Origin of the sequence: Rhodococcus sp. LB1, from assembly GCF_001583455.1 — a bacterium.
In the GTDB taxonomy this organism is placed as follows: domain Bacteria; phylum Actinomycetota; class Actinomycetes; order Mycobacteriales; family Mycobacteriaceae; genus Rhodococcus_F; species Rhodococcus_F opacus.
The window spans coordinates 1-13859 of sequence record NZ_LTCZ01000176.1 but is presented as its reverse complement, the minus strand read 5'-3'; the positions used below and the strand labels follow the sequence as shown (position 1 = coordinate 13859).

Annotated in this window: 15 protein-coding genes; 12 read left to right on the top strand and 3 right to left on the bottom strand. The window is 67.6% G+C overall.

Annotated elements, in window-relative coordinates; genetic code table 11:
• The 3 genes from AZG88_RS23775 to AZG88_RS23765 form a co-directional block, all read left to right on the top strand.
• Nucleotides 1-194 (top strand): AMP-binding enzyme (locus AZG88_RS23775; RefSeq protein ID WP_442971741.1); only part of this gene is annotated, 194 nt, incomplete at its 5' end.
• Nucleotides 191-1093: an alpha/beta fold hydrolase gene (locus AZG88_RS23770; protein ID WP_061699404.1), complete on the top strand. Its 903-nt coding sequence runs from the start codon at nt 191-193 to the stop codon at nt 1091-1093. The genes AZG88_RS23775 and AZG88_RS23770, both read left to right, overlap by 4 nt.
• 1 nt (nt 1094) lies before the next feature.
• Nucleotides 1095-2279, top strand: a complete 1185-nt coding sequence (locus tag AZG88_RS23765) for a CaiB/BaiF CoA transferase family protein (protein WP_197436035.1) — start codon at nt 1095-1097, stop codon at nt 2277-2279.
• Here the strand turns inward: AZG88_RS23765 and AZG88_RS23760 are convergent.
• On the bottom strand, nt 2272-3525 hold the full coding sequence (locus AZG88_RS23760) for a TetR/AcrR family transcriptional regulator (protein ID WP_061040861.1): 1254 nt from the start codon (nt 3523-3525) through the stop codon (nt 2272-2274). The genes AZG88_RS23765 and AZG88_RS23760 overlap by 8 nt on opposite strands.
• 281 nt (nt 3526-3806) lie before the next feature.
• Between AZG88_RS23760 and AZG88_RS23755 the strand changes: the two genes are divergently transcribed.
• Nucleotides 3807-4589: an enoyl-CoA hydratase/isomerase family protein gene (locus AZG88_RS23755; RefSeq protein ID WP_061040862.1), complete on the top strand. Its 783-nt coding sequence runs from the start codon at nt 3807-3809 to the stop codon at nt 4587-4589.
• Between the two features lie 70 nt (nt 4590-4659).
• Here AZG88_RS23755 and AZG88_RS23750 read toward each other — a convergent pair whose 3' ends face one another.
• On the bottom strand, nt 4660-5535 hold the full coding sequence (locus AZG88_RS23750; protein WP_061699403.1) for a LysR family transcriptional regulator: 876 nt from the start codon (nt 5533-5535) through the stop codon (nt 4660-4662).
• Between the two features lie 164 nt (nt 5536-5699).
• Here AZG88_RS23750 and AZG88_RS23745 point away from each other — a divergent pair, with 164 nt between their 5' ends.
• The 8 genes from AZG88_RS23745 to AZG88_RS23710 all read left to right on the top strand — a co-directional run bounded on the left by AZG88_RS23745 (nt 5700) and on the right by AZG88_RS23710 (nt 13559).
• Entirely contained in the window at nt 5700-6635 is a 936-nt protein-coding gene (locus tag AZG88_RS23745; protein WP_061699402.1) for an SDR family oxidoreductase, read from the top strand.
• Nucleotide 6636: 1 nt separating this feature from the next.
• Nucleotides 6637-7071 (top strand): FAS1-like dehydratase domain-containing protein, encoded by a 435-nt coding sequence (locus AZG88_RS23740; protein WP_061699401.1) that lies wholly within the window; start codon nt 6637-6639, stop codon nt 7069-7071.
• Nucleotides 7071-7496 carry a MaoC/PaaZ C-terminal domain-containing protein gene (locus AZG88_RS23735; protein WP_061699400.1) on the top strand — a complete coding sequence of 142 codons (426 nt, stop codon included), beginning with the start codon at nt 7071-7073 and terminating at the stop codon, nt 7494-7496. The genes AZG88_RS23740 and AZG88_RS23735 overlap by 1 nt, the downstream gene beginning before the upstream one ends.
• Nucleotides 7497-7561: 65 nt before the next feature.
• Complete coding sequence (locus AZG88_RS23730) at nt 7562-9010, top strand: OB-fold domain-containing protein (RefSeq protein WP_061699399.1); 1449 nt, start codon at nt 7562-7564, stop codon at nt 9008-9010.
• A 2-nt stretch (nt 9011-9012) separates the two neighbouring features.
• A complete protein-coding gene (locus tag AZG88_RS23725) occupies nt 9013-10218 on the top strand; it encodes an acetyl-CoA acetyltransferase (protein WP_061699398.1) in 1206 nt (401 codons plus the stop codon).
• A gap of 31 nt (nt 10219-10249) precedes the next feature.
• Entirely contained in the window at nt 10250-11395 is a 1146-nt protein-coding gene (locus AZG88_RS23720; protein WP_061699397.1) for an acyl-CoA dehydrogenase family protein, read from the top strand.
• 11 nt (nt 11396-11406) lie between these two features.
• The gene (locus AZG88_RS23715) at nt 11407-12543 is read left to right on the top strand and encodes an acyl-CoA dehydrogenase family protein (RefSeq protein WP_061699396.1); all 1137 of its coding nucleotides are present in this window, start codon (nt 11407-11409) and stop codon (nt 12541-12543) included.
• A complete protein-coding gene (locus AZG88_RS23710) occupies nt 12540-13559 on the top strand; it encodes an acyl-CoA dehydrogenase family protein (RefSeq protein ID WP_061699395.1) in 1020 nt (339 codons plus the stop codon). Before AZG88_RS23715 ends, AZG88_RS23710 begins: the two co-directional genes overlap by 4 nt.
• Nucleotides 13560-13564: 5 nt before the next feature.
• Here the strand turns inward: AZG88_RS23710 and AZG88_RS23705 are convergent.
• The coding region (locus AZG88_RS23705; RefSeq protein WP_061699394.1) for a DUF202 domain-containing protein at nt 13565-13859 on the bottom strand (295 nt) is incomplete at its 5' end.

The following is a 13859-nucleotide window of genomic DNA, read 5'->3' as shown; positions in this document are numbered from 1 at the left end:
GGGGAGAGCGCGTGCACGCGGTCGTGGTCCTCGTGCCGGGGGCGAGCGTGACTCCCGAAGAGCTGAGAGACTATGTCGGCGAGCGTATTGCGCGATACAAGGCGCCGCGGACCGTCGAGTTCATCGACCAGATGCCGCTCTCGCCGGTGGGAAAGATCCTCAAGCGCACGCTGCGTGACGCGTACACGTCATGACCGTCGTCGCGCATTCGCACGATCTCGATGCCGCGCCCGACTGGTTCACCCGCGCCACGGCCGTCGAGCCGGAGTTGGGAAGTGTCGACGTCGACGGCGCGCGGATCTCGTATCGGGTGTGGGGAAAACCCGGTGGGAATCCGCTGATCCTCGTCCACGGCGGCGCGGCGAATTCCCGGTGGTGGGATCATGTCGCCCCGCTGCTGAGTGACGGCCGGCGCGTCGCCGCACTCGACCTGAGCGGGCACGGCCACAGCGACCACCGGTCGTCCTACAGCCGCCGGCGGTGGGCCGAGGAGGTGATGGCCGTGGCCGGCGTCGTCGGGCCTCGTCCGATCGTGATCGGACACAGCCTCGGTGGTTTCGTCGCGCTCGAGACAGCGGGGCGTTACGGCTCCGAACTCGCGGGCACCGTGGTGGTGGACTCGCCGGCCCGGACGGTGCGCCCGGTCTTCGACGCCGAACGGGAACGCCGCATGCGCCGAAAGCTCCGGGTGTACGAGAGCGAGGACGCCATCGTTGCGCGCTTCCGCCCGGACCCGGAGGACACTCCGCTGCCGACATACGTGCGGAAATACCTCGGCTCCCGATCGATTCGCGCGGACGCTGGGGGTTTCACCTGGCAATTCGATCCCACGATTTCGATGGCCGGCGGGATGATCGTCGGCGAGGTCGTTCCGCCCTCGTGTCCGCTCGCACTCATCCGAGGCGAGCGCGGGATGCTCAGCCGCGAGATGAGCCGCGCGCTGGCAGACGAGATGGGTCACGACACAATCGAACTGGAGATACCGGACTCCGGCCATCACATCATGCTCGAGCAGCCGCTGGCGCTGGCGGCGGCGTTGGAAACGCTGTCCCGGAACTGGTCCATCTGTAGACCCACGAACACGGCGGAGTGACATGAGTACGAACACATACAAGAAGGGTCCCTTGGCGGGATTGCGGGTCCTCGAACTCGGCGGTATCGGCCCCGGCCCGTTCGCCGCGATGATGCTGGCGGACATGGGCGCAACCGTCATTCGCCTCGTTCGAGGAAAGGGCTGGGACAAGCACCCGATCCTCAACCGCGGCCGCGTGACGATCGAGGTCGACCTCAAGAATCCGGAGTCGATCGAGGCCGTGCGCAGGATCGCGCAGGGATGCGACGCGGTGGTCGAGGGATTCCGGCCGGGCGTCGCGGAGCGACTCGGGCTCGGTCCCAAAGATCTTCACGCGCTCAACCCCACACTCGTCTACGGCCGGATGACCGGGTGGGGGCAGGACGGGCCGTGGGCGTCGGCGCCCGGGCACGACATCAACTATCTCTCACTCACCGGTGGCCTCCACGCCATCGGTCCCAAGGACGGCGATCCCGTCCCGCCGCTGAATCTGGTGTCCGACTTCGGTGGCGGCGGAATGCTGCTGGCTTACGGCATCGTCTGTGCGCTCACCAATGCCCAGAAGACCGGCGAGGGACAGGTCGTCGACGCCGCGATGGTCGACGGTACGTCGCTCCTCCTCGCCATGACGTACGGCTTCCTGGCCGACGGATTCTGGCGCGACGAGCGTGGCTCGAACATGCTCGACGGGGCCGCGCCGTTCTACCGGACCTACAGGTGTCAGGACGGCCGTCACATGGCGGCGGGATGCGTGGAGCCGCAGTTCTATCGCGAGTTTCTGCGGGTCCTCGGGCTGGCAGACGACCCCCTGTTCGCCGACCAGCACGACCGCGCCCTGTGGGAGGAACAGGGCGCCCGCATCGCGGCGCTGTTCGCCACCCGAACCCGGGCCGAATGGGAGCAGGCCTTCGCCGACACCGAGGCGTGCACCACCCCGGTGCTGTCGCTGAGCGAGGCCCACCGCCACCCGCACATGGCGGCGCGTGTCACCCTCGCCGAACACGACGGCATCGTCCAGCCCATGCCCGCGCCTCGCTTCAGCGGCACTCCCGCTTCCGCGCCGGAACCTCAGGCAGCGTCGGCACCGAGCATCGAGGCAGCCCTGGCCGCTGTGGGATTCGACCCCGACGAGGCGAGGAAGCTCGTTGCAGACGGCGTGCTCGCTGCGCCGGATACAGCGTCCTGTGGAGAGCGCGTCGTCAGATGACTTCGGTCGGGTGGGTTGGCGCACCGGGCTCGGCCAGGACCGCGTGCGCGAGCTGGTACAGGTCGTCGCCAAGCCGGGGACGCCGGCCGACTCGTCGTGATCGGACCGATTCGGTGACCAGCCCGGTGATGGCGGTGACCAGTGCCGTTGCTTCGGGGTGGGACAACTCTGTTCGAGTGACGGCGAGGCAGTGCGTCCACTCCTCGTTGAAGAGGCGCACTCGTTCCTGACGCTTGGCCATCGCTTCGGGGACGTGATGCAACTCCGACAGACTCACCGCGATCAGGTCGGAATTTTCGACGCAGATGGTGACGTAGGACCGCAGGAGCCGGTCGAGCGCGTCCTCCGCCGACGTGGCGGGCGTCAACGCGTCGCTGAGTCCGAGGACCACCCGTTCGGATGCCCGGTGGATCGCCGTCGCGAGGATGTCTTCCTTGCTTTCGAAGTGCCGGTAGGACGCCCCCGCGGTCACTCCTATCGCCTCGGCGATGTCTGCCATCGACACCCCTCTGAAGCCGCGTTCCCGGAACATCGTGATTGCCGTGCCGAGAATCTTCTCGCGCCGCGACGACCGTTCCCACCCGCCGACTGCCGGCGAGTCGTCGAATTCGGCAATGTCGGCGGGAGCCAGCCGGACATCGACCAACTGCATCACCATCGTCGACACGAGTTCGACGAGGCGCGCATGGGGAACCTTGTCTTTTGCCCTGCTCGCTCCGACGATCAGCCCGCACGACGCGCGCACATAGATGGAGGATTCGGGCGCGCCGAGGTCGGGCCGGATGTCTGCGATGGCGGGAGTCCAGGAGTGGATCAACGCCTGCCAGCGGTTGTCGATATCGGCGAGACGATCCTCGTTGAGGTACCACAGACTTCGGAGGCACACAGCCAGCTCGGCGGGCCGATCGAGTGCGAGGTCGACCGCGGCGGTGACGAGGCGGCTCAAGATGGGTGCATCGGAACCCGTGTCGGCGATCGCCGCCTCCGACACGGCGACCATGCTGTCGAGGAATTGCAGCCCGATTTCGGCGAGCAGAGCTTCCTTGCCGGAGAAGTGCCGGTAGATGGCGGGACCGCTGATCCCGATTTCGGCACCGATGTCGTCGATGCCGACACCGCCGTATCCCCATTGCTGAAACAGGCGCGCTGCCGTGCGCAGAATCTCTTCCCGGCGCTGAGCAGCGGGAACGCGGGGGGCTCGGGTCCGCGTGGTGGTGGACGCGGCCCGCGGCTCTATCGGCCCCATGCGCAAGCCCACCCTCGGTAGCGGAAGTTCATGCGCTCAGTCTAATGGGTCGGCGCCCACCTTATTGTGAACGTCTGTGCACCTCATTGCCTGGATTGATCGGTCACCACCGACCGCATATTATCGCGTAATGCGTCGAACTCGTCGAAATTAAGTTAACGTATATTGACTTGATACGCGTGGAGTGATTATCGTGGTTCTACAGAAGGCAGAGGCATTCGCCCTTCTCCGGCCGGTTCGGACGGCCGGTCGTATTCGCTCCAACCCAGGAGATCTCCGCAATGGACGACATTACTTTCGACATCGCCGACGGCGTCGCGACGATTACCCTCGACCGGCCGGAGGCGAAGAATGCGTTCACCCTCGACATGATCGACGAGTGGGCGGACTTCGTGGCCGGCGCGCGTAGGGACAGTTCGGTAGGTGCACTCGTGCTGACAGGTGCCGGTGACGCGTTCTGCGCAGGCGGAGACCTGAGCGTCATCGCCGGGATGGACGAATCGCCGCTCGTGGGCAAACGGGTACTCACCGAGCACATTCATCGCGTCGCCCTGGCCATGGACGAGTTCGACAAGCCGACCATCGCCGCGGTCAACGGCGTCGCGGTCGGCGCCGGTATGGACATGGCGCTCATGTGCGACATGCGGTTCATGGCGCGGAGTGCGCGAATGAGCGAGGGATACATCCGGCTGGGTCTCGTGCCGGGCGACGGCGGAGCCTACTATCTCCCGCGCATCGTCGGAGTGGCGAAAGCGTTGGAGCTCTTGCTCTCCGGCGATTTCGTGAACGCCGACGAGGCGCTGCGGATCGGCCTCGTCACCAGGATCGTCGACGACGAGACGGTGCTGAAGGAAGCGCAGGCTTTCGCGGCCCGACTCGCCGCGGGCCCGCCCCTCGCCACGCGCATGATCAAGCGCAGTGTCTACCACGGAGTGAACAGCGATCTGCGCACCAGCCTCGATCTCATCTCGTCCCACATGGGTCTCGTCGCCACGAGCGAAGACGCACGCGAGGCACTCGCCGCTATGCAGGAACGGCGAGCGCCGACTTTTCAGGGGCGCTGACGAGCATCGAATTCTCTACTGCGGCCATCTCGGCGCCTTCACGGCTCCCCGGGGTGGCCGCTGTGTGCGTTCACGACCGCACCAGTGACACGAAGGCGCTCGCTGCGGGCGACAGCGGATCGTGCCGGTGGTAGAGGACGCACGAACGAAGCGGTGGGAGGTCGATGCGCCGGACCTGAGCGCCCATGCTCGCCGCCGCCATGGCTTCGGGTGCCGACAGCACCGCTGCGCCGACGCCCTCGAGCAGGAGCGGCAGGATGACCTCCCGGTGTTCCGTCTCCACCACGAGAGTCGGCAGCGGCAGGTTAGCCGATGCCACTTCCGCAACGAAAGCCTGTTGGCTCGCCGACCTTTCCGGGAGGCCGATGATCAGCGGAAACCGGACGAGGTCCGCGAGATCCACGGTGTCGCCCGGTGGGAGGTCGGTGGCCTTCGGGGAGAACGCGACCATGAGGTCCGCGACCGGGATCTCTATCGACGAATGCTTCGGGAACGGCCCGGGGTGATCGGTCAGGAGCAGTTCCGCCTCGCCGCGTCGTAGTGTCTCGAATCCCTCGACTCCGAAGGGCGCGTGTTGCAGACGCACGGTCACGTCGGGATAGCGCCGGCGGAACCGAACGAGCAATGGTGCGAGGGGGTCGACCGCCAGGCCGTGCACCACCGCGAGGTCCAGGCGTCCTGTGTGCAGAGACTCCACGCTCTTGACGGCCGCACGGGCGTTGTCGAACGACCGCAAGGTCTGCCGCGCAGGGCCGACCAGGGCGCGCCCCGCGGGGGTGAGCGTCAGTCGGCGTCCGCGAACGAACAGTGGTGTGTCGAGGGCCTTTTCGAGTTCCCGGATCGACTGGGAGACAGCCGGCTGACTCACGTGCAGCCGGCGTGCGGCCTCCGAGATGCTCTCGGAGTCGACGACGGCGACGAACTGGGCCAGATGGCGACGCTCCATAACTGAAACTTATCACCGATCAAGGTAGATCGGGCGTTTACCTTTGGCGCATTCTCTCGTACCGTGAAGGAAGAGCGATGATCTGCTCACCAATTCACCAGGCCGCGTGCCCAAATTCATTGGCGCACTTCGACGCGGCCGCACAGGAGAGGAACGAACATCCCATGGGATCTTTGGAAGGTCGAGTAGCAGTCATCACCGGCGGCGGTCGCGGGCTCGGACGTGAGCACGCCCTGCTGTTCGCCGCCGAGGGCGCCAAGGTCGTCGTCAACGATCTCGGTGGCAGCGCCGAGGGCAGCGGTTCGGACGTTTCTGCTGCCCAGTCCGTCGTCGACGAGATCACAGCACTCGGCGGCGAGGCCGTCGCCAACGGCGACAGCGTCACCGACTGGGAAGGTGCTCGTCGCCTGATCGCCACCGCGATCGACACGTTCGGTGACCTCCACATCCTCGTCAACAACGCCGGAATCCTGCGCGACCGCCTGCTCGTCAACATGAGCGAGGACGAGTTCGACTCCGTGATCAACGTTCACCTCAAGGGCACCTTCGCGGTGACCCGGCATGCCGCAGAATACTGGCGCGCAGAGGCGAAGAAGGGCGTCGAGACCGATCGGTCCCTGATCAACACCTCCTCCGGATCCGGCCTGCACGGCAATCCCGGCCAGACCAACTACGGGGCCGCCAAGGCCGGCATCGCGGCGATGACCCAGATCGCGTCGAAGGAACTCGAGCGCTACCACGTGCGCGCCAACTGCATTGCACCCGTTGCCCGTACGCGCCTCACCGAGGCCACCCCCGGGCTCGGTCAGGTGATGACCGAAACCATCGGCAGCGATTTCGATTCGTGGCATCCGGCCAACATCTCACCGCTCGTCGCGCTCCTCGCCTCCGCGAAGTGCGAATTCACCGGGCACGCGTTCCGGGTGATGGGCGGCGAGGTCGGCCTGTACCAGGGCTGGACCGTCGTCGACCAGGTCGAGAGCGACACCCGGTGGACCGTCGAGGGCCTCGCCGCGGCGACCAAGCACATGCCGGCGAAGGCCGAGAGCAAGGTCTCCGGTAAGCACGCCGAAAAGGCCAAGGCGAACCGGGGCGAATGACATGACCGACAACACCGCTCCCGCATTCGAGGTGCGGGTCGAGCACGGCAAGATTCGTGAGTTCGCGCGCGCCGCGATGTCTACCGACCCGGCCTACCAGGGCGCCGATCCCGTGATCCCGCCGACGTTCCTCACGACAGCCGGCTTCTTCTGGCAGACCGCCGAATCGAAGGCCGCTGCCGTGCACGGGCTCGATCCGCAGCGGACCCTGCACGCCGAGCAGGAGTACATCTTCCACGGCGAACCGCCTCGCGCCGGACAGGTTCTCACCGCCACCGCGCGGATCGCCGACCGATTCGAGAAGGAAGGCCGTCGCGGCGGCAGCCTGACGTTCGTCAAGGTCGTCACGGAATTCCGGGACGCCGACGGCACGCTCGTCGCGGAGCAGCGCTCGACCGCGGTCGAGACCGCCCACGCACCGAAGGAGGGGTCCTGATGACCACGACAGAATTCACGCGCACGACTGTCGTCGGCGACAGGGCCCGGGAGCAGACGTTCGGACCGATCAGCATCACCGACATCGTCCGCTACGCAGGTGCGTCCGGTGACTTCAACCCGCTTCATCACGACGACGCCGCAGCGCGCAAGGCCGGATTCGACGGCGTCTTCTCCATCGGCATGTTTCAGGCCGCGCTGCTCGGGACGTTCGCCGCGGGATGGCTGGGCGCCGCGAACGTGCGCCGTTTCACCACGCGCTTCCAGGAGCAGGTGTGGCCGGGAGACGTCCTCGTGTGCAACGGCGAGGTCACCGCGGTGCGTCCCGGTGACGGCGGCTCCGCCGTCGAGGTGGCCCTGACGTGTGCCCGGCAAGGGGCCGGGGTCGCGATCACAGGGTCCGCCGAGTTCTGGCTCCCCGCCTGACACAGCCGATTTCGACAAGGCCGGACCGAGCGACCAGGGCGCGGCCGGATTCACAAGGAGTTGCCATGAGCACCACCCCCCTCGGTGTCACCGGATACGGTGTCTACCTTCCCCTCTGGCGCGTCGACCGCAAGGACATCGGCTCCGCGCTCGGCACGCCTGCCGGCCGCGGCACTCGTTCGGTCGCCGGTTACGACGAGGACTCGACGTCGATGGGCGTCGAGGCCGCGCTCGCCGCTCTCGACGGGGCCCCGGCGCCCGCCGGGCTCGTCTACGCGACGGCCACCCCGGGATACGCGGACAAGACCAATGCCGGCATCGTCCATGCCGCGTTGGCCCTCGACCAGTCGGTTCCCGCGTGGGACTTCTCGGGAGCGGCACGTTCGGGCATGGGCGTGATCACCGCCGCGGCCGATGCAGCCGCCGCCGGACGTCCCACTCTTGCGGTGCTGTCGGACATCCGGACGGGCCTGCCCTCCTCCGCCGAGGAGAAGGACGGCGGCGACGGCGCCTCGGCCCTCCTCTTCGGGACCGGCGACGGCGTCGTCGCCGAACTGATCGGCCGCGGGTCGGCCTCGGCCGAGTTCCTCGACCGCTGGCGGGTGCCCGGCGAGACAGCCAGCAAGGTGTGGGAGGAGCGGTTCGCGGAGGGCATCTACCGCGAACTGGCACTCGACGCGGTCGACGCCGCGCTGAAGGAGGCTGGCCTCACCCGTTCGGATGTCGACCGCGTGGGTGTCGCCGGTCTGCACCGCAGGGCCGTCGGCGTCGTCACGAAGACGCTGGCGTCGGACGCCGCGGTGATCGACGACCTCGCTGCCACCGTCGGCGCGACCGGCACCGCGCAGCCCGGCATCCTCCTCGCTTCGGCGCTGGACGACGCGGCACCTGGCGAGACCATCCTGATCGTCCAGCTCGGCGACGGCGCCGACGCGGTGCTGCTGCGCACGACGGCGGCGTTGGCGACCTACCGCGACGCCCGCACGACCCCAGGGGTGGCCGAACAGCTCGGCTACGGCCGGACCATCGGCTACCAGCGATTCCTCACGTGGCGCGGATTCCTCCGCCGGGAATCGCCGCGCCGACCCGACCCGGACCGCCCCGCGGCACCGCCGTCGTCCCGCAATGCACAGTGGAAATTCGGCCTGGCCGGATCCCGATGCACCGAGTGCGGCACCCGGCACATGCCGGCCATCCGAGTGTGCCGATCCTGCAAAGCCGTGGACCGGATGGAACGCGAACGGATCGCCGGTGAGCGCGGCACCATCGCGACCTACCAGGCGGACCTCCTCGCCTACACCCTGAGCCCGCCGCTCATCGGCTCCGCGATCGACTTCGACGGCGGTGGCCGGCTGATGTGCGAGATCACCGATGCCGACGCGGCGGCGCTGAAGATCGGTGACCCCGTCGAGATGACGTTCCGCCGCTTCTACACCACGTCGGACGGCGTCCACAACTACTTCTGGAAGGCACGACCCGCCCGCGGTGCCGTCGCCGCCACCAAGGAGGCATGATCATGGCAACACACGGCATTCGCGACAAGGTCGCCATCGTCGGGATGGGCTGCACGCCCTTCGGCGAACACTGGGACAAGAGCGCCGAAGACCTCCTCGTCGACGCCAACCAGGAGGCCCTCGCGAGTGCGGGCCTCACCCAGGACGACGTCGATGCGTACTGGCTCGGCACGATGGCCTCGGGATTCTCGGGACAGCTGCTCTCGCGCACCCTGAAGCTGGACTACAAGCCCGTCACACGGGTCGAAAACTTCTGCGCCACAGGATCCGAAGCGTTCCGCAACGCGTGCTACGCGGTGGCGTCCGGGGCAGTGGACGTCGCGATGGCGATCGGTGTGGAGAAGCTCAAGGACTCCGGTTACTCCGGGCTGACGTCGGCCGCGCCGCCGCACGACGGCACCTCCGTGGCCATTACCGCGCCTGCCGCGTTCGGGCTCCTCGCACCGGCGTACGCCAACATGACCGGCATCGACGACGAACAACTCAAGGACGTCATCACCCGGATCGCGTGGAAGAACCACTACAACGGTGCACGCAACGAGCGTGCCCAGTTCCGCAAGGAACTGTCGATGGACGCGATTCGCAACAGCCCGAAGGTCTCCGGGATGCTCGGGGTCATGGACTGTTCCGGTGTCTCGGACGGTTCCGCGGCCGCGATCGTCGTCCGGGCCGAGGACGCCTACAAGTACACCGACAAGCCGATCTTCGTGAAGGCGCTGTCGATGGTGGCCGGTCCCGGTGACGGTCCGATGGACCCGACGTTCGACTACACCTCGATCCGTGAGGTCGTGAAGTGCGCCGAGAACGCCTACGCCGAGGCCGGTGTGAAGGATCCGCGCAGCGAATTCGCGTTGGCGGAGGTCCACGACTGCTTCACCCCGACGGAACTCGTGCTCATGGAGGACCTCGGTTTCAGCGAGAAGGGCAAGGCCTGGCGCGACGTTCTCGACGGAAAGTTCGACCTTCAGGGCGAATTGCCGGTCAACCCGGACGGCGGCCTGAAGAGCTTCGGCCATCCGATCGGCGCCTCCGGGCTGCGGATGCTGTTCGAGTGCTGGCTCCAGCTGCGCCGGGAGGCGCCGGCGGAGCGGCAGATCGCAAGCATCGCCAGCGGCGAGCGCACGCTCGGCCTGACCCACAACCTCGGCGGACGGCCCGGCGACTGCGTGAGCTTCATCTCCGTCGTCGGCACCGAACCCGCCGCCTGATCATCCTTTTCACCGACTCTGGAGTACAACCATGGAACGCACGATCTTCGAACAGGATCACGACGACTTCCGCAAAACCATTCGCAAGTTCCTCGAAACCGAGGTCGCACCCAATGTCCCGGCGTGGGAAGAGGCGGGAATCCTGCCCAAGGACATCTATCTGCGGTTCGGCGACTTGGGGCTGGCCGGCCTGAACGTCCCGGAGGAGTACGGCGGCGGTGGCGTGTCCGACTTCCGTTTCAATGCGGTGGTCATCGAGGAGACCGCGCTCACGCTGTCGACCCTCGGCGGGCTCGGCCTGCACACCAACGTCGCCACCCCGTACTACCTGCATTGCGCGAACGAGGAGCAGAAGCAGCGGTGGTTGCCCGACATCGCGGCCGGCCGGAAGATGTGCTCGATCGCGATGACCGAGCCGGGCGCCGGATCGGACCTGTCCGGCATCAAGACCACGGCCGTGTGTGAGGGCGACCACTGGATCCTCAACGGCGCCAAGACGTTCATCACCGGCGGGATCAACGCCGATCTGGTGATCGTGGCGTGCCGCACCTCCAAGAGCGACGACCGTCGCGGCGGCCTGAGCCTGCTCGTGGTCGAGGACGGCATGCCGGGGTTCACCAAGGGCCGCAAGCTCGACAAGCTGGGCTGCCGCTCGACCGACACCGCGGAACTGTCCTTCGAGGACGTGCGGGTTCCGCATGCGAACATGCTCGGCGAGGAGGGCAAGGGCTTCAGCTACCTGACCTTCAACCTCGTGCAGGAGCGGCTCACCCAGTCAGTGTCGGCGGTGGCGACGGCGCAGGCCGCACTGAACCTCGCCATCAGCTACGTGAAGGAGCGCAAGGTCTTCGGTCAGACCGTCGCCTCGTTCCAGAACACCAAGTTCGTCCTCTCCGATTGCGCTGCCGAGATCGAGGCCGGACAGGCACTGGTGGACAAGGCGATGCTCGCGTACAACGACGACACGTTGTCCGTCGCCGACGTCGCCAAGGTCAAGCTGTTCGTCACCGAGATGGCGGGTCGCGTCGTCGACAAGTGCCTGCAGATGCACGGCGGATACGGGTACATGCTCGAGTACCCCATCGCCCGGCTCTACGCCGACATCCGGCTGGCCCGGATCGCCGCCGGGTCGAGCGAGATCATGAAAACCGTCATCGCCAAGTCCCTCGCACTGTAGGAGTTGAAGAGATGAATGCAGCGTTCGAGTTGGAGTCGGCAGTGTTGCCCGCCGAGACCGACGAGCTCCGACGGGAGGTCCGCGAGTTCCTCGCCGGTGAACTCGACAGCGGTTCCTTCACCCCGATTGCGGACAGCTGGGTCGTCGGCTCGGACCGAGAGTTCACCCGGAAGCTCGGTGCCCGTGGCTGGCTCGGGATGACCGTGCCGGAAGTCTATGGTGGCCAAGGCCGTACCGCGCTCGAGCGCTTCGTCGTCATCGAGGAACTGCTCGCGGCGGGCGCGCCGGTCGGTGCCCACTGGGTGGCCGACCGGCAGGCCGCACCGGGACTGCTGAACTTCGGCACCGAGGAGCAGAAGCACCGCTACCTTCCCGGCATCGCGACGGGCGAATGCGTCTTCGCGATCGGGATGAGCGAGCCGGACAGTGGCTCGGATCTGGCGTCCGTGCGGACGCGTGCCACCCGCGCCGACGGCGGCTGGATCGTCGAGGGCACCAAGATCTGGACCACCGGCGCGCACATCGCCAACGTGATCCTGACGTTGGTGCGCACCGGCCCGGCCGGGGAGAGCCGACACGAGGGCCTGTCGCAGTTGCTGATTCCGCTGCCCGACGACGGCGTCGAGATCCGCCCGATCTACTCGCTGAGCGGCGACCACCACTTCAACCAGGTGATGTTCTCCGGGGTCTTCGTCCCGGACTCGGCCGTGCTCGGTGAGGTGGGGCAGGGCTGGCGGCAGGTGACGAGCGAACTGTCGTACGAGCGGAGCGGCCCCGAGCGGATTCTCAGCACGATGCCGCTGCTGCGGCTTCTCGCCCAGCGCGACGCGATCGATCCCGTCACCTTGGGGCGGCTCGTCTCGCGGGCGTGGTCGCTGCGGGAGGCGTCCATCGCCGTCGCCACGTCCCTGAGCAAGGGGGAGGCGCCGAACACCGAGGCGGCTCTCGTGAAGGATCTGGGAACCCGATTCGAGCGCGACGTGATCGAGGCGGCCCGCGGCACCGGTGTCGAGCCGGACTTCGGATCGGATGATCCGTTGCCCCGGATGCTGGCGCACATCATTGCGAGTTCACCCACGGCAACTCTGCGGGGTGGCACCAACGAAATTCTTCGCGGCGTCGTCGCGCGGGCGATGGGAGTGAGATGAACAGCGAACTGAAGTTGCTCGCGGAGACGACCGACAAGTTGTTCGGTGAGTGGAACGACCTCGCCGATGCGTGGCGGACGCTGGAGGAGACGGGTCTGACCCGGATCGGGATCTCCGAGGACCTCGGCGGCAGCGGCGGCGACGCCGAACAGGCCGCGGCGGTGCTGCGCTCGGCGGCGTACCACAGTGTGGCCGCGCCGATCGCCGAAACCCTCTGGCTGGCAGGGCCTCTGCTGGCCGCCGCGCGACTGCCGATCCCCGACGGCCCGCTGACGGCCGCAACCGCCGACCTGCGGGAGCTGCATTGCCGGCCCTCCGACGACGGTCGCGGCTGGGAACTCGACGGCACGGTGCGTCGGGTGCCGTGGGCGCGGGAGGCAACGCGGGTCGTGCTCGTCATCGGCGACCGAATCTGCAGTCTCGACCCGCAGGTGTGCACGATCCGTCCCGGCGCCAATCTCGCCGGCGAGCCCCGGGACGACCTCCGATTCGAGGCCGTCCGGGTCGATGCCGACGACGTCGTCACGCTTCCGGCTCCGGTGGATCTGCGTTCCCGGGCCGCCCTGGCGCGCACCGTCCAGATCGGCGGCGCCGCGCAACGGGCACTCGACCACAGCCTGCGCTACTCCGGTGAGCGGGTGCAGTTCGGCCGACCGATCGGTGCCTTCCAAGCAGTGCAGCAATATCTTGCGCAGATCGCCGGCGAGGTGGTGATCGCGGAACTGAGCGCCCACAGTGCCGTCCGGGCGGTCGCGTCCGCCGGGGACGCGTCGCCCGCCGTCGCGGCAGCGCGGGTGAATGCCTGCCGGGCAGCAGGTGTCGTGGCCGAACTCGCACACCAGATCCACGGCGCGATCGGAACCACGCAGGAACATGCGCTGCGTCTGTCGACGCTGCGACTCTGGTCGTGGCGGGAGGAGTACGGAAACGAGACCGTGTGGGCCAGGCGCCTGGGGGAGAGGGCCGCCGCCCTCGACGACCCGTGGCATCTCGTCACGAGCATGCACACGGTGTGATCACCTCAGGGCAGCTGCCAGAGCATCGAGGCTACTGTCGCGGCGCTGACGGCGACGGCAGCCGACACCGGGAGGAGTTGCCGGTGCGTGGCACCGGCAACGCTCTCGCGCAACGCCCGACCCCGTACTGCGCTCGCCCACAGCAGAAGAGCCGTCGTGACCAGTGCGGCGAGCAGCGCGGGCGCCGTGGCGGCGCCTGCGCCGCCGTCGGCGGCCCGGTGCACGAGCACGGCCGAGACACAGAAAGACGACAAAGTGGTTCGGCGCCAAGCGAGTGCGGTTCTCTCGGCCTGCAGGCCG